Genomic DNA, 16325 nt, shown 5'->3' with positions numbered 1-16325 from the left:
TACGTTTAGCGTTTCATCGAATTTGTGAGCACTTTCCAATGACCGGAAAATTCACCCGCTTCGACATCAAGGACTTTCTCCACACGCCTGCTGAACTGGTGCACTACGTCAGGGCATGTTCGGAACTGGACTCAGGGGATGGACGATTCAACCGCGTGGCGCTCCGAGACTATAAGCAGACCATCCGATTGAGAATTCAATCTGATCCGGATTTCGCACAGGCATTGCGAATCGAAGCCGCTACACTCTTTCATAACGGCGAGACGGAACTGGCAAGCATGCTACTCGCACAATTGCAGGTAGCGCTGCGACACCAAACCGCACGACGCTTTTTTACTTATCGGCCCTGATCAGGCTAAATAGCCGCGCCTGATCGCCCACCCTACGGATCTGTCCCATGAACCGACACCGGCTCGCATTTGCCTGGATCGCCTGCTTTGCAGTGCTGTTCAACATGCTCGCCATGCCGTTGACGGGAGCGATGGCGCAGGCGGCGCAGACGCCGGCCGAGCAGTTGCTGTGGAGCAGCTTCTGCACCGGCAGCGGGACGAAGATGGTGGCGATCGACATCGGCAGCCTCGATCAGAAAGCGCCGCAAAGCGGTGACAATCATTCGACCATGCAGCATTGCTGGTGCTGTTCCGGATCGGCGCCGGTGGTGGCGTTGCCGGGGCATTCGCCGCAGCTGTATTTCGCCCGGTACGAAAGCAATCGCAGCGTGGCGCCCGCCTTGCTGCAAACTCCAACACCGCGCCAGCAATGGCCGAGCCTCAATCCCCGCGCCTCTCCTCTGGTTTGATTTGTTCCCGCATTTGACCTGCGTTTCAAATCGTTCTGGAGAACTGCCATGTTGAACAAATTCATCGTCATCGCTGCGCTGTTGCTGCCTGCGTGCTTCGCCCATGCCCACGAATACAAGGCCGGCGAGCTGGAAATCGCCCACCCGTGGTCACAGGAACTGCCGCCGAACGCGCCGACCGTTGCCGCGTATTTCATCATTCACAACGCCGGCAAGACGGCTGACCGCCTGCTCGGCGTCGACTCGCCGATCGCCCCGACGGCCGAACTGCACGAGCACGTGATGCAGGGTGATCTGATGAAGATGCAACAGGTGCCGAACGTGGCCATCCCGGCCGGTGGAAACGTGACCTTCGCGCCAATGGCCTATCACGTGATGCTGATGAACCCTACCGACCGCAGTCTGCTGACCGACGGCAAGCGCTTTCCCCTGACGATGCACTTCGAAAAGGCCGGTGACGTGACCGTCGAAGTCGCCGTGCAGAAGAAGCCGCCGGAAGCCACGCAAGCCCACGCGCACGCCCAGTAACCGTTCCGGCAGACTCCGCCCATGCGCCCCCTGAGCGCCAGGCCCTCCCTGCAACGCCGTCAGACTGAACACCTGACCCGCGGCAGCTGGATCGCCCTGTTCGCCATGTTGATGATCTTCATCGGCCCGCTGATTTCCCAGTCGATGCCGATGGATCAGCACGCCTCGACCTCCATGCCGATGAGCATGGACATGTCGATGGACATGCCGGGTATGGATCATTCCGGGCACGGTGCACAGCCCACCGCCGAACACTGCCCGCCGCAATCCTCGCACCATGTGCTGTGGGAAAAATGCGGCTATTGCAGCCTGCTGTTCAACTGCCCGGCGCTGACCGGCGGCGGCAGCTTCGCCACTTTCAGCATTCCACTCGTCAACACCTTCAACCCACCCTCCCCGCGTCTGGGCCATGCCCGGCAGACCTTCTTCCCCGGCGCCCGCACCCGCGCCCCGCCCGTCGCAGCGTAAACACCCACCTCTGATTGCACACGGTTGAGAAGACAGCCTCAGGCTGCCGGCCGTGTCGTTTACGACTGTTTGATGGAAATTGTCATGTCCAGGTTTTCTGCTGTCCCACGCCCGGATTCTGCCCCGGCGTCCTTTGCCCTGAACGAATCCCGCGTTCGTTTCAGGCACGCTACCGCCGTCCTTTGCGGCGTCCTGCTGTCCCCGCTGGTCCACGCCGATGAACACGCCGGCCACGCTGACGAACTGAGCCCGACGGTGATCACCGCCATCGCCCCGAGCTCGCCGCTGACCATCGTCACCAACCCGAAAGACCCGCGCCAACCGGTGCCGGCCAGCGACGGTGGCGACTATTTGAAGACCATTCCCGGCTTCGCCCTGGTGCGCAACGGCGGCACCAACGGTGATCCGGTGCTGCGCGGGATGTTCGGTTCGCGCCTGAACATCCTCACCAACGGCAGCATGATGCTCGGCGCCTGCCCCGGTCGGATGGACGCGCCGACCTCGTACATCTCGCCCGAGACCTACGACAAGCTCACCGTGATCAAAGGCCCGCAAACCGTGCTCTACGGACCGGGCGCGTCGGCCGGCACGATCCTGTTCGACCGCGAGCCGGAAAGCTTCGGCGAACTCGGCACCCGCGTGAACGCCAGCGTGCTGGCCGGCTCCCACGGGCGCTTCGACAAGGTCGTCGATGCGGCGGCCGGCGGATCGCTGGGCTATGTGCGGGTGATCGGTAACACCGCGCACTCCGACGATTACCGCGACGGCAACAACGACACCGTCGCCTCGCGCTATGACAAGTGGAACGGCGACGTGGCGCTGGGCTGGACCCCGGATGCCGACACCCTGATCGAACTCACCGCCGGCAAGGGTGACGGCGAAGCACGCTACGCCGGACGCGGCATGGACGGCTCGCAATTCCTGCGTGAAAGCCTCGGTCTGCGTTTCGAGAAATCCAACATCAGCGACGTGCTGGAGAAGCTCGAAGCGCAGGTCTACTACAACTACGCCGACCATGTGATGGACAACTACACCCTGCGCACGCCATCCGGCACCGGGATGATGGCCGGGCCCATGGCGTCCAACGTCGACCGCCGTACCCTCGGCGCACGGATCAAGGCCACCTGGCGCTGGGCCGATATCCAGCTGATCACCGGCCTCGATGCGCAGACCAACGAACACCGGCAGCGCAGCGGCATGGGCATCGATACCTACAAGGATCAGCCATATACCAAGGATGCCGACTTCCATAACTACGGTGTGTTCAGCGAAATGACCTGGTACGCCGCCGATCGCGACCGGCTGATCACCGGCGCCCGGGTCGACCGCGCCTCGGCCAGGGATTTCCGGCAGACCACCGGCTCGGGAATGATGTCGCGCCCGAATCCGACTGCCGGCGATACCCGTGCCGACACCCTGCCGAGTGGCTTCATCCGCTACGAGCATGACCTCGCCGACAGCCCGACCACGCTCTACGCCGGCCTCGGCCACGCCCAGCGGTTCCCGGATTACTGGGAGCTGTTTTCGCCCAAGTCCGGCCCGGCGGGTTCGGTCAATGCGTTCGATTCGATCAAACCGGAAAAGACCACTCAGCTCGACTTCGGCGTGAACTACAAGAGCGCCGAGCTCGAAGCCTGGGCCTCGGGTTACATCGGCCAGGTGCGCGATTACATCCTGTTCGACTACACCCCGGGGATGATGGGCATGAGCACTTCCCGCGCCGAGAACATCGACGCGCGGATCATGGGCGGCGAACTCGGTGCCGCTTACAAACTCACCGACAACTGGAAAGCCGATGCGACCCTGGCCTACGCGTGGGGCAAGAACAGCAGCGACGGCAAGGCCCTGCCGCAGATGCCGCCGCTGGATGCCCGCTTCGGCCTGACCTATACCGAAGACAACTGGAGCGCCGGCGCACTGTGGAGGGTGGTCGCCGCGCAAAACCGTATCGACCAGAACAAGGGCAACGTGGTCGGCAAGGATTACGACAAGAGTTCGGGCTTCGGCGTGTTCTCGCTCAACGGTGCCTACCGGATCAACAAAAACTGGAAGGTCAGTACCGGCGTCGACAACCTGTTCGGCAAGGCTTACGCCGAACACCTGAACCTGGCGGGCAACGCCGGCTTCGGCTACCCGGCGAACGACCCGCAAGCGATCAATGAACCGGGGCGCACGCTCTGGACCAAGGTGGACATGAGTTTCTAACCCTGAAGGGCGCTCGCTCCCTTCAGGGAGCGGGCGGCAACAGACAACTAGAAGATCCAAGCCAAGCGGAGCACACGTGATGAAACAGCCCAAACCGAATTTCTACAACCTGGCCTGGCGTTGGCATTTTTATGCCGGATTGTTCGTCGCGCCTTTCATGGTGATGCTGGCCCTGACCGGCATCATTTACCTGTTCAAGCCGCAGCTCGATTCGCTGATGTACAGCAGCCTGCTGAACGTCCCCGCCGGGCATCACACGGTGCCGGCCGATGACTTGCTGCAAAAGGTCAAAAGCGCTTACCCACAAGGCCAGGTCACCCAGTACCTGCCGCCGGTGAATGCCGAGCGCAGCGCGAAGTTTGTCGTGGCCAATGCCGGCCATGAGCTGAACGTGTTCGTCGATCCGTACCACGGCGACATCCTCGGCGAGCAGGATGCCAAGCAGAACCTGCAAGCCATCGCCCGGGCGATTCACGGCGAATTGATGATCGGCACCGTCGGTGACCGACTGATCGAAATGGCCGCCGGCTGGGGCGTGGTGCTGGTGGTGTCCGGGGTTTTCCTGTGGTGGCCGCGTGGTCAGGCAGCGGGGATTCTGTGGCCACGCCTGAGCAGTCGCGGCCGCGTGCTGTGGCGTGACCTGCATGCGGTCACCGGATTCTGGGGCGCGGCGTTGCTGCTGGTGATGCTGCTCAGCGGCATGACCTGGACCGGCTTCTGGGGCAAGCAATACGCCCAGGTGTGGAACGTGTTCCCGGCGGCGATGTGGAACAACGTACCGACCTCCGACGTCGAGGCCGGCAGCCTCAACAACGCCGCCCGCCAGACCGTACCCTGGGCGATGGAAAACACGCCGATGCCGATGTCCGGCGACCACGCCGAACACATGGCCCACGGCGGCATGCAACACGACCCCGCTGCACCGAGCATCCGCCTGCAGGACGTGCAAAACATCGCCAGCGAGCGCAAGGTCGAGCCGGGCTACAGCATCACCCTGCCGACCACTGCGACCGGCGTGTTCACCATCGCCGTGTTCGCCGACGACCCGCGCAACGACGCCACCCTGCACGTCGATCAGTACACCGGCAAGGTGCTGGCCGACGTGCGCTTCGAACAGTACGGCGCTGTTGCCCGCGCTACCGAGATCGGCGTGATGCTCCACGAAGGCAAGATGTTCGGCACCTTCAATCAGATCATCGTGCTGCTGATCTGCCTGATGATCCTGCTCAGCGCCGTCAGCGGCGTGGTGATTTGGTGGAAGCGCCGGCCACAGGGCAAGTTCGGCGTGCCGCCGCTGCGCCACGATCTACCGAAGTGGAAAACCGGGGTGGCGATCATGCTCGCGCTGGCGGTGGTGTTTCCGCTGGTGGGGGCTTCGCTGGTGGTGGTCTGGTTGCTGGATCGGCTGCTGTTATCGCGTCTGGGCCGACAAGCTGAATCTGCCTCAACTTCATCATGAAACAGGCGAGATGCGCGATCTAGAGAGATCTTTAAACTGCCGGGGCTTAAACTCCGGCATTTTTTAGTGTTACTGTATAACGCAAATTTGCTGCTCTGCCCGCAGCCATGCACCGTCATGAGCCTGCGGGCTTTTCTTTTGAAGAAGTGATTCACCGCCCCGATGAACAAGTACCTCTTGTCCAGCCTCTGTCTGTTCGCCCTGAACAACAGCGCCCACGCCGACAACGCCCCGCTGACGCTGCCCACCGGTACCATCACCGCCCCGGCCAATGACGACCCGACTGTCAGCCTGACCACGCCGACCAGCGCTGGCTCGCGTCTGAACCTCACGGCCATGGAAACCCCGGCCAGCGTCGAAAGCCTGAGTGGCGAACAAGTCCGCGCCCGTGGCGATCGCAGCGTGCAGGACGCGGTGTCGCGCAGCACCGGCATCAGCCGCACCGGTACGCCGGGCGATGGCGGCACCTCGTTGCAGGCTCGGGGTTTTACCGGGCAGAGTTCGGTGATGCAGTTGTATGACGGCGACCGCATGTACACCGGCATGGGCACCGTGACGTTTCCGGTCGACACGTGGTCGGTGGAGCGCGTCGACGTGCTGCACGGCCCGGCCTCGGTGCTATACGGCGAAGGCGCGACCGGCGCGGTGGTCAACGTGATCCCGAAGAAGCCGTTCGAAGGCGAAATCGAAAACCACGTGCGCGTCGGTTACGGCTCGTTCGACAGCCAGCAACAGGCGTTCGACAGCGGCGGCTCGCTGACCGACACCCTGAGCTATCGCCTCAACCTCAATCGCCTGCGCAGCAATGGCTGGGTCGATCGCGGTGACTCGTCCAGCGACTTCATCAGTGCCGCCCTGCGCTGGCAGGCCACCGACGACCTGACCTTCACCCTCGCCCACGATTACGGCGACCAGCGTCCGCAGAACTACTTCGGCACACCGTTGATCAACGGCCAGTTGAAAGACAGCCTGCGCAACAAGAACTACAACGTGCGCGACGACAAGCAGCACTACAACGATCAAGGAACGCGCCTGACCACGGATTGGCAGATCAACGATGCGATCAGCGCCAGCAACGAGCTGTACTACCTGAAAGCCCAGCGCCGCTGGCAGAACGCCGAGAACTACAACTTCGACGCCGGCAGCCAACAGCTCAGCCGCAGCGGTTACTTCGGCATCGGCCACAAACAGGAGCAGGTCGGCGACCGCCAGACCTTCACCTTCAAGCACTCGCTGTTCGGCCTCGACAGCCAGACCGTGACCGGTGTCGATTACAACCGTATTCGCTTTCAGCTCGACAGCAACTCGCCGTTCAACGACGTATTGCCGAACGGCCAGCCGCTGGATCGCTATCACCCGCAAACCGGTTATTTCGAGAGTGCCGATCCGTATCGCGATCAGTTCGACAGCACCACCAAACAGATGTCGGTGTTCGCCGAAAACCGCACGCAACTGAGCGAGCGCTGGTCGCTGGTGACCGGTGTGCGCCGCGATTACGTGCATGTGGATCGCAACAACCTGGTCGACGGTAGCCAGAGCGACAAGACCCTGACCGGCAACAACTGGAAGGCCGGCCTGGTGTTCGCGCTGACGCAGGACACCTCGTTCTACGGCCAGGTCGCCACCAGCACCGATGGCATCGGCGGTCTGATTTCCCTGAGCCCGAGCCAGCAGCAATACGACTTGTCCACCGCGCGGCAAACCGAGATCGGCCTGAAGCAGCTGTTCTGGGATCAGCGTGGCGAGTTCACACTGGCGGCGTATCGCATCGTGAAGAAAAAGCTGCTGACCGACGATCCGGGCAATCCGACACTCAAGCAGCAGGTCGGCCAGCAATCGTCGAACGGCCTGGAAGCCAGCCTCGACCTGCAACTGCCGCACGCCTGGCAACTGCAAGCCAACGCGGCGATCGTCAAAGCCAAGTACGACGATTTTGAAGAAGTGGTCGGCGGCGTGCCGGTGTCGCGCAACGGCAATCGCCCGGTGGACGTACCACGGCGCACCGCCAATCTGTGGCTGAACAAGGCGCTCACTGATGACCTGAAGGCCGGCGCCGGCGTGCGTTACGTCGATGCGCGCTACGCCGACATGGCCAACCGCAACGAGCTGCCGAGTTACACCGTGGTCGATGCGACGCTGTCGTGGAAAGCCCTGCGCAACACCACGCTGGGGTTGCAGGTGAACAATCTGTTTGACCGGACGTACGCGCAAAGCCAATACAATGAGGGCCAGCAGTGGATTCTGGGTGAGCCTCGTTCGTTCTTTGTCACGGCTGACTACACCTTCTAGAACAGGAACGAAATGACCTCACTGTCCCTCACCGATCTCGCCTGGACACCTTTGGGCCACGGCCACTGCCATCACCAGTTCCAGCTGCGTGACGCCTCGTTGCACGTGGCCGCCGGTGAGTTCGTCGGGCTGATCGGGCCCAATGGCAGCGGCAAGACCAGCCTGTTGCGCTGCGCCTATCGCTTCAGTCAGCCGGAGCACGGTGAGGTCAGACTCGATCACCACAACGTGTGGAAGCAATCCTCACGCTGGTGCGCGCAACGCATCGCCGTGGTGCTGCAGGAATTCCCCGACGCCTTCGGCCTGACCGTCGAAGAAGTGGTCGCCATGGGCCGCACGCCGCACAAAAGCCTGTTCGATGGCGACACGCAGGAAGACCGCCAACTCGCCACCCAGGCCCTCAAGTCCGTGGGACTCGACGGCTTCGAAGACCACGCGTTCTCCACGTTGTCCGGTGGAGAAAAACAACGCGTGATCCTCGCCCGCGCCCTGACCCAGCAACCGCAACTGCTGATCCTCGACGAGCCGACCAACCACCTCGACCCGCGCTATCAGCTGGAACTGCTGCAACTGGTCAAGCGTTTGCAGATCGGCACGTTGGCGAGCATCCACGACCTGAACCTGGCCGCCGCGTTCTGCGACCGTTTGTATGTGATCAACCACGGCCGCATCGTCGCCAGCGGCACCCCGCAACAAGTCCTGACCGTCGAACTGCTGCGCGACGTGTTCGGCGTCGAAGCATTGATCGATCCACACCCCCTCCACGGCTACCCGCGAATCACCTGGATAACCCGACCATGACTGTGCGCTCCCTGCTTTGCCTCGCCCTGTTGCTGGGCACCACCCACGCCTTCGCCGAGGCCACCCAGTACCCACTGACGATCCAGAGCTGCAACCGCGAAGTGACTTTCAAGGAAGCGCCGAAACACGCGGTCAGCCACGACATCAACATGACCCAGATGATGCTCGCCCTCGGCCTCAAGTCGAAGATGGCCGGCTACAGCGGCGTCAGTGGCTGGAAGTCGGTAACGCCTGAAATGCAGAGCCTGCTCGACGGTCTGCCGGAACTGGCAGCCAAGTACCCGTCGGTGGAAACCCTGCTCAACGCCAACGTCGATTTCTTCTTCGCCGGCTGGGATTACGGCATGCGCGTCGGTGGTGATCTCACGCCGCAAACCCTGCAACCGCTGGGCATCAATGTCTATGAATTGACCGAGTCCTGCGCGTTCGTGATGAAGCGCCCGGCCGCCACGATGGAAGACACTTACAACGATCTGCGCAACCTCGGAAAGATCTTCGACGTGCAGGATCGCGCCAACGCGCTGATCGCCGACATGCAAAGTCAGGTCGCCGAAGTTCGCAAAGACCTGCCCGCCGAGAAACCACGGGTGTTCCTGTACGACAGCGGCGAAGACCGCGCCATGACCTCCGGCCGCCTCGGCATGCCGCAAGCGCTGATCGACGCCGCCGGCGGGCGCAACGTTCTCGATGACGTCGACGCGAGCTGGACCAGGGTCAACTGGGAAACCGTGGTCGAGCGCAATCCGCAGGTGATCGTGATCGTCGACTACAGCGAAATCACCGCCGAGCAGAAGATTGAATTCCTGCTGAAGAACAAGGCGCTGCAATCGGTGGACGCGATCAAGAACCAGCGCTTCATCGTCATTCCTTACGTGCAGGCCACGCCGGGGATCGACAACGTGCTGGCGGTTGAAACCCTGGCCAAAGGTTTCCACGGCGAATGATCAATCGTCGTTACGGCTGGCTGCTGATTGCCCTCGGCGCGGTGCTGCTGGTGTCGTGCGTGGTGTCGCTGGGCTTCGGCCCGGCGCGGGTACCGGTGGACGTGGTGTGGCGGATTCTGCTGCACAAACTGTTCGGCCTCGGCGTGCCGGACTGGAGCGCCGGCCAGGAACACATCGTCTGGCTGATCCGTGTGCCGCGCATGCTGCTCGGTGCATTGGTTGGCGCCGGACTGGCGTTGATCGGCGCGGTGCTGCAAGCAGTCACCCGCAATCCGCTGGCCGATCCGCACCTGCTCGGCGTCACCTCCGGCGCAACCCTCGGCGCAGTGATCGTGGTGCTGCACGTCGGTGAAATCGTCGGCCTGCTGACCTTGCCGATTGCCGCGTTCATCGGCGCGTTGTTGAGCATGTTTCTGGTACTGGGCATCGCCAACCGGCAGGGTCGGCTGGACAGTGATCGTCTGCTGCTGTGCGGCGTGGCGGTGTCGTTCGTGATGATGGCGATCGCCAATCTGCTGTTGTTCATGGGCGATCACCGCGCCAGTTCGGCGGTGATGTTCTGGATGCTCGGCGGCCTGGGTCTGGCGCGCTGGGAGTTGTTGGCGGTGCCGGCGCTGAGCGTGTTGCTCGGGTTGATTCTGCTGATCGGCATGGCCCGTCCGCTGAACGCCTTGATGGCCGGCGAACAGACCGCCGTCACCCTCGGCCTGAATGCCCGGGCGGTGCGTTTGCGGGTGTTCGTGATCGCGTCGTTGATGACCGGGGTGCTGGTGTCGATCAGCGGCTCCATCGGCTTTGTCGGGCTGATGGTGCCGCACATTGCCCGGCGCCTGATCGGTGCCGAGCATCGGCGTCTGCTACCGGTGTGCGTGTTGCTCGGCAGCGTTTTCCTCGTCTGGGTGGACGTCGCCGCCCGCACGCTGATCGCGCCCGAAGACCTGCCCATCGGCGTCGCCACCGCAGCCCTCGGCGGCCTGTTCTTCATCGGCCTGATGCGCCGCCGCTGAATCCTCCGGGTGCGCCCCAATCTGGCGCACCCCGTTGCACCTTTGCATGCAACACGTCCCCTCATGGTGCGTCGCCTGCGCGCGCAACCGCTCTAAACCGACATTTCCCTGCCCAAACCCGACCGGGCACAGCCCTTGCAAAACAGCCTTCAGTCGTTCGCATCTGCCAACCATAAAAAACTTTAACGTTCATGGAGATCGCACAATGAAGCGTCGCAGTTTGATCAAGGCTTTCACACTCACGGCATCCATTGCCGCGATGGGCATGACCTGGACCGTACAGGCCGCCGAGACCATCAAGGTCGGGATTCTGCATTCGTTGTCCGGCACCATGGCGATCTCCGAAACGTCGCTCAAGGACATGGCGTTGATGACCATCGACGAGATCAACGCCAAGGGCGGGGTGAACGGCAAGATGCTTGAGCCGGTGGTGGTCGACCCGGCGTCGAACTGGCCGTTGTTCGCGGAAAAGGGCCGCCAGTTGCTGACCCAGGACAAGGTCGCGGTGGTGTTCGGCTGCTGGACCTCGGTATCGCGCAAATCGGTGTTGCCGGTGTTCGAAGAGCTCAACGGCCTGCTGTTCTACCCGGTGCAATACGAAGGCGAAGAGATGTCGCCGAACGTGTTCTACACCGGCGCCGCGCCGAACCAGCAAGCGATCCCGGCGGTTGAGTACCTGATGAGCGAAGAAGGCGGCAGCGCCAAGCGCTACTTCCTGCTCGGCACCGACTACGTGTACCCGCGCACCACCAACAAGATCCTGCGTTCGTTCCTGCACTCCAAAGGCGTCGCGGATAAAGACATCGAAGAGGTCTACACCCCGTTCGGCCACAGCGACTATCAAACCATCGTCGCCAACATCAAAAAATTCTCGGCCGGCGGCAAGACTGCTGTGATCTCCACCGTGAATGGCGACTCCAACGTGCCGTTCTACAAAGAGCTGGCCAACCAGGGCCTGAAGGCGACCGACGTACCGGTGGTGGCGTTCTCGGTGGGCGAAGAAGAACTGCGCGGCATCGACACCAAGCCGCTGGTGGGCAACCTCGCGGCGTGGAACTACTTCGAGTCCGTGGATAACCCGGCGAACAAGAAATTCGTCGCCGACTGGAAAGCCTACGCGAAGAAACACAACCTGCCGGGCGCCGACAAAGCGGTGACCAACGACCCGATGGAAGCCACTTACGTCGGCATCCACATGTGGGCGCAGGCGGCGGAGAAAGCCAAATCGACCGACGTCGACAAGGTCCGCGAAGCCCTCGGCGGCCAGACTTTCGCCGCACCGTCCGGCTACACCCTGACCATGGACAAGACCAATCACCACCTGCACAAACCGGTGATGATCGGCGAGATCCAGAGCGACGGTCAGTTCAACGTGGTGTGGCAGACCGAGGGGCCGATTCGGGCGCAGCCTTGGAGTCCGTTTATTCCGGGTAACGACAAGAAGCCGGAGTATGCGGTGAAGAGCAACTGAGCCATCGATGTCAGGCTTGAGCACAGGGCTTGAGCCTGACACCGATCCTGTGGGAGCTGGCTTGCCAGCGATGGCATCACCTCGGTCCAACAGATGCGCCGAGTCGCCTGCATCGCTGGCAAGCCAGCTCCCACAAAATCCAAGCAAGGCGACTCTCCATGCCCACTGCCCTTTACCGCTTGATCCTGGCCCTCGCACTTTTGCTGCCGATGGCCACCCATGCAGGCGACGCCGAAGACTTCATCGCCGCCAACCCCACACAACAGGCCAAACTGCTGGAAGCCTGGGCCGCGCAGCCCGATCCGGCCCGTGTCGAACTGATCAACGCCCTGCAACAAGGCGAGCTGACCGTTGACGGCCAACCCAAGACCCTGCGCCTGAACAATCGCCTGCGGGGTCTGATCGACACCGCGCTGGCCAGCCACCAATTGCTCGCCGCCGACGCCAAAACCCGTCTGACCGCCGCGCAGCAATTGCAGAAAAGCGCCAAACCGGCGCAGCTGAAATTCCTCGACCAGCAACTGGCTGGCGAACAAGACGAAAGCGTCCACGCCGCCCTGAGCCTGGCGCTGGCCAACCTGCAACTGGTCGACACTGACCCGGCAGTGCGCCTCGCGGCCGTGCGGCTGCTCGGTGAAACCGGCGACCCGCTGGCCCGCACTCGCCTCGAAGGTTTGCTCGAACCCGGCGTCGAAACCGATACCAACGTGCGCACCGCCGCCGAAACCAGCCTTGCTCAGGTCAAACGCAAACTGCTGGTCGGCGAACTGCTCGGCCAAGCGTTCAGCGGCATGTCCCTCGGCTCGATTCTGTTGCTCGCCGCACTGGGTCTGGCGATCACTTTCGGCCTGCTCGGTGTGATCAACATGGCCCACGGCGAGATGCTGATGCTCGGCGCCTACTCGACCTACGTCGTGCAGCTGATGTTCCAGCGCTACGCGCCGAATGCCATCGAGTTCTATCCGCTGATCGCGCTGCCGGTGGCGTTCTTCGTCACCGCTGCCATCGGCATGGCCCTGGAGCGCACGGTGATCCGTCATCTCTACGGCCGCCCATTGGAAACCCTGCTCGCCACCTGGGGCATCAGCCTGATGCTGATTCAGCTGGTGCGTCTGGTGTTCGGTGCGCAGAACGTTGAAGTGGCAAACCCGGCGTGGTTGTCCGGCGGGATCCAGGTGTTGCCGAATCTGGTGCTGCCGTACAACCGCATCGTGATCATCGCCTTCGCGTTGTTCGTAGTGGTGCTGACCTGGCTGCTGCTGAACAAGACCCGCCTGGGCTTGAACGTGCGCGCCGTCACCCAGAACCGCAACATGGCCGCCTGCTGCGGCGTGCCCACCGGACGCGTCGACATGCTCGCCTTCGGCCTCGGCTCGGGTATCGCCGGGCTCGGTGGCGTGGCGCTGAGCCAGATCGGCAACGTCGGCCCGGACCTCGGCCAGAGCTACATCATCGACTCGTTCCTGGTGGTGGTGCTCGGCGGTGTCGGCCAACTGGCCGGCAGCGTGTTCGCCGCGTTCGGCCTGGGCATCGCCAACAAGATTCTCGAACCGCAGATCGGTGCGGTGCTCGGCAAGATCCTGATCCTCGCGCTGATCATTCTGTTCATCCAGAAACGTCCGCAAGGCCTCTTCGCACTGAAAGGACGGGTGATCGACTGATGAACCAGCCTCTACTAGTCACGGCCACACAAAAGGCCGGCCCCAAAGTCACGCTCGCCGTCGGCGCGGTGGTTCTCGCGTTGCTGGTCGCTCTGCCGCTGCTGTCGCTGTTGCCGGCGGACAGTGCGCTGCACGTCTCGGCTTACACACTGACATTGGTCGGCAAGATTCTCTGCTACGCCATCGTCGCCCTGGCACTGGATCTGGTCTGGGGTTACGCAGGTCTCTTGTCGCTGGGCCACGGCCTGTTCTTCGCCCTCGGCGGTTATGCGATGGGCATGTACCTGATGCGTCAGGCCGCCGGCGATGGCTTGCCGGCGTTCATGACCTTCCTGTCGTGGACCGAGTTGCCGTGGTACTGGAGCGGCACCGGCAACTTCCTCTGGGCGATGTGCCTGGTGGTGCTGGCGCCGGGGTTGCTGGCGCTGGTGTTCGGTTTTTTCGCCTTCCGTTCGCGGATCAAGGGCGTGTACTTCTCGATCATGACCCAGGCCCTGACCTTCGCCGGGATGCTGCTGTTTTTCCGCAACGAGACCGGCTTTGGCGGCAACAACGGCTTCACCAATTTCCGCACGATTCTCGGTTTCGGCATCACCGAACCCGGCACTCGCGCGGTGCTGTTTCTGACGACGGTGCTGTTGCTGGTGGCGAGCCTGTACATCGGCTGGCGCCTGGCCCGCAGCAAGTTCGGCCGGGTGCTGACTGCCCTGCGCGATGCGGAGAATCGCCTGATGTTCTGCGGCTACGATCCGCGCGGATTCAAGCTGTTCGTCTGGGTGTTGAGCGCGGTGTTGTGTGGTCTGGCCGGTGCGCTGTACGTGCCGCAAGTGGGGATCATCAACCCGAGCGAAATGTCGCCGACCAATTCGATCGAAGCCGCCGTGTGGGTGGCCCTTGGCGGGCGCGGCACCCTGATCGGCCCGCTGCTCGGCGCCGGCGTGGTCAACGGCATGAAGAGCTGGTTCACCGTGGCCTTCCCCGAATACTGGCTGTTCTTCCTCGGCGCGCTGTTCATCGTCGTGACGTTGTACCTGCCCAAAGGCGTGATCGGTCTGCTGAAGAAACGAGGTGAATCATGAGAGTCACGGCGAGCGCTGAATTCATGCTGGAACCGGCCTTTTTCCCGGTGGAGCCCAACAAGGACGAAGGCACCAGCCGCGACTCGATCGGCCTCGGGCAACGCGTCGGTCCGGGCCTCGACACCCGCCACGGCACGATCCTGACCCTGGAAGACATCAGCGTCAGCTTCGACGGCTTCCGGGCGCTGAACAATCTGAACCTGTACATCGGCGTCGGCGAACTGCGCTGCATCATCGGCCCCAACGGCGCGGGCAAGACCACGCTGATGGACGTGATCACCGGCAAGACCCGCCCGAGCCACGGCAAGGCCTGGTTCGGCGAAACCCTCGACCTGACGCAGATGAGCGAAGTGCAGATCGCCCAGGCCGGCATCGGTCGCAAGTTCCAGAAACCGACGGTGTTCGAAGCGTTGAGCGTGTTCGAGAACCTGGAGCTGGCGCAGAAGACCGACAAGTCGGTGTGGGCCAGTCTGCGGGCGAAGTTGAGCGGCGAACAGAAAGACCGGATCAGCGAAGTGCTCGACACCATTCGCCTGACCACTTCGGTCAACCGCCCGGCGGGGCTGCTGTCCCACGGGCAGAAACAGTTTCTGGAAATCGGCATGTTGCTGATGCAGGACCCGCAATTGCTGCTGCTCGATGAACCGGTGGCGGGCATGACCGACGCCGAAACCGAGTTCACCGCCGAGCTGTTCAAGTCGCTGGCGGGCAAGCATTCGCTGATGGTGGTGGAACACGACATGGGCTTCGTCGGCTCGATTGCCGACCACGTCACCGTGTTGCACCAGGGCAGCGTGCTGGCCGAAGGCTCGCTGGAACAGGTGCAGGACAACGAGCGCGTGATCGAGGTTTACCTTGGCCGCTGAAACTGCAAACACCTTTCCAATGCGGGGATTTGAGGAGATCTGGAAATGCTGCAAGTCGACAAGCTGCACCAGTACTACGGCGGAAGCCACATCCTGCGCGGCCTGAGCTTTGACGTGAAAGTCGGCGAAGTGACCTGCCTGCTCGGGCGTAACGGCGTGGGCAAGACCACGCTGCTCAAATGCCTGATGGGCCTGCTGCCGGCCAAGGAAGGCGCGGTGAACTGGGAAGGCAAACCGATCACCACGTTCAAGCCGCATCAGCGGGTGCACGCCGGGATCGCCTACGTGCCGCAGGGCCGGGAGATCTTCGGCCGGCTGACCGTGGAAGAGAATCTGCTGATGGGCCTGTCGCGTTTCCCCGGCAGCGAAGCCAAGGAAGTTCCCGCGTTCATCTACGAGCTGTTCCCGGTGCTGCTGCAAATGAAACAGCGGCGCGGCGGCGATCTGTCCGGCGGTCAGCAACAGCAGCTCGCGATTGGCCGCGCTTTGGCCAGCCGCCCGCGGTTGCTGATCCTCGACGAGCCCACCGAAGGCATCCAGCCGTCGGTGATCAAGGAAATCGGCGCAGTGATCAAGAAGCTCGCGGCCCGTGGCGACATGGCGATTCTGCTGGTGGAGCAGTTCTACGATTTCGCCGCCGAACTGGCCGATCAATACCTGGTGATGTCCCGGGGCGAGATCGTGCAGCAGGGCCGTGGCGAAAATATGGAAGCCGAAGGTGTACGCGGGCTGGTGACTATTTGAGGTT

15 protein-coding genes are annotated in these 16325 nt (G+C 62.7%); all 15 read left to right on the top strand.

The features are described 5' to 3' along the window. The first annotated feature begins 38 nt into the window (after window positions 1-38). The 15 genes from KJY40_RS04075 (at window position 39) to urtE (ending at window position 16321) form a co-directional block, all read left to right on the top strand. The gene (locus KJY40_RS04075; protein WP_230735133.1) at window positions 39-350 is read left to right on the top strand and encodes a hypothetical protein; all 312 of its coding nucleotides are present in this window, start codon (window positions 39-41) and stop codon (window positions 348-350) included. 47 nt (window positions 351-397) lie between these two features. Continuing rightward, the gene (locus tag KJY40_RS04070; RefSeq protein WP_192563337.1) at window positions 398-799 is read left to right on the top strand and encodes a DUF2946 domain-containing protein; all 402 of its coding nucleotides are present in this window, start codon (window positions 398-400) and stop codon (window positions 797-799) included. Window positions 800-847: 48 nt separating this feature from the next. After that, window positions 848-1327, top strand: coding sequence for a copper chaperone PCu(A)C (locus tag KJY40_RS04065; RefSeq protein ID WP_230735132.1), 480 nt, complete (start codon window positions 848-850; stop codon window positions 1325-1327). A 21-nt stretch (window positions 1328-1348) separates the two neighbouring features. Continuing rightward, on the top strand, window positions 1349-1795 hold the full coding sequence (locus tag KJY40_RS04060) for a DUF2946 domain-containing protein (RefSeq protein ID WP_230735131.1): 447 nt from the start codon (window positions 1349-1351) through the stop codon (window positions 1793-1795). A gap of 84 nt (window positions 1796-1879) precedes the next feature. Beyond that, entirely contained in the window at window positions 1880-4000 is a 2121-nt protein-coding gene (locus tag KJY40_RS04055; protein ID WP_230735130.1) for a TonB-dependent copper receptor, read from the top strand. A gap of 79 nt (window positions 4001-4079) precedes the next feature. Beyond that, the gene (locus KJY40_RS04050; RefSeq protein ID WP_230735129.1) at window positions 4080-5459 is read left to right on the top strand and encodes a PepSY-associated TM helix domain-containing protein; all 1380 of its coding nucleotides are present in this window, start codon (window positions 4080-4082) and stop codon (window positions 5457-5459) included. Window positions 5460-5621: 162 nt separating this feature from the next. Beyond that, the gene (locus KJY40_RS04045) at window positions 5622-7748 is read left to right on the top strand and encodes a TonB-dependent receptor (RefSeq protein WP_230735128.1); all 2127 of its coding nucleotides are present in this window, start codon (window positions 5622-5624) and stop codon (window positions 7746-7748) included. Window positions 7749-7760: 12 nt separating this feature from the next. Next, window positions 7761-8549, top strand: a complete 789-nt coding sequence (locus tag KJY40_RS04040; protein WP_230735127.1) for an ABC transporter ATP-binding protein — start codon at window positions 7761-7763, stop codon at window positions 8547-8549. Continuing rightward, window positions 8546-9493, top strand: coding sequence for an ABC transporter substrate-binding protein (locus KJY40_RS04035; RefSeq protein ID WP_230735126.1), 948 nt, complete (start codon window positions 8546-8548; stop codon window positions 9491-9493). The genes KJY40_RS04040 and KJY40_RS04035 overlap by 4 nt, the downstream gene beginning before the upstream one ends. Next, window positions 9490-10500 (top strand): FecCD family ABC transporter permease, encoded by a 1011-nt coding sequence (locus KJY40_RS04030; protein ID WP_085609224.1) that lies wholly within the window; start codon window positions 9490-9492, stop codon window positions 10498-10500. Before KJY40_RS04035 ends, KJY40_RS04030 begins: the two co-directional genes overlap by 4 nt. Window positions 10501-10705: 205 nt before the next feature. Next, window positions 10706-11971 (top strand): urea ABC transporter substrate-binding protein, encoded by a 1266-nt coding sequence (gene urtA / locus KJY40_RS04025; protein ID WP_007950596.1) that lies wholly within the window; start codon window positions 10706-10708, stop codon window positions 11969-11971. A 158-nt stretch (window positions 11972-12129) separates the two neighbouring features. Then, entirely contained in the window at window positions 12130-13632 is a 1503-nt protein-coding gene (gene urtB, locus KJY40_RS04020) for an urea ABC transporter permease subunit UrtB (protein WP_230735125.1), read from the top strand. Then, a complete protein-coding gene (urtC, locus tag KJY40_RS04015; protein ID WP_230735124.1) occupies window positions 13632-14711 on the top strand; it encodes an urea ABC transporter permease subunit UrtC in 1080 nt (359 codons plus the stop codon). Before urtB ends, urtC begins: the two co-directional genes overlap by 1 nt. Further along, on the top strand, window positions 14708-15577 hold the full coding sequence (gene urtD, locus KJY40_RS04010) for an urea ABC transporter ATP-binding protein UrtD (protein ID WP_007950599.1): 870 nt from the start codon (window positions 14708-14710) through the stop codon (window positions 15575-15577). The genes urtC and urtD overlap by 4 nt, the downstream gene beginning before the upstream one ends. A 45-nt stretch (window positions 15578-15622) precedes the next feature. Then, window positions 15623-16321, top strand: a complete 699-nt coding sequence (urtE, locus tag KJY40_RS04005) for an urea ABC transporter ATP-binding subunit UrtE (RefSeq protein WP_007950600.1) — start codon at window positions 15623-15625, stop codon at window positions 16319-16321. Window positions 16322-16325 lie beyond the last annotated feature (4 nt).

This window comes from Pseudomonas fitomaticsae (assembly GCF_021018765.1).
Classification (GTDB): Bacteria; Pseudomonadota; Gammaproteobacteria; order Pseudomonadales; family Pseudomonadaceae; genus Aquipseudomonas; species Aquipseudomonas fitomaticsae.
The sequence above is the reverse complement of the archived record's forward strand: the minus strand, read 5'-3'. Positions and strand labels throughout refer to the sequence as shown.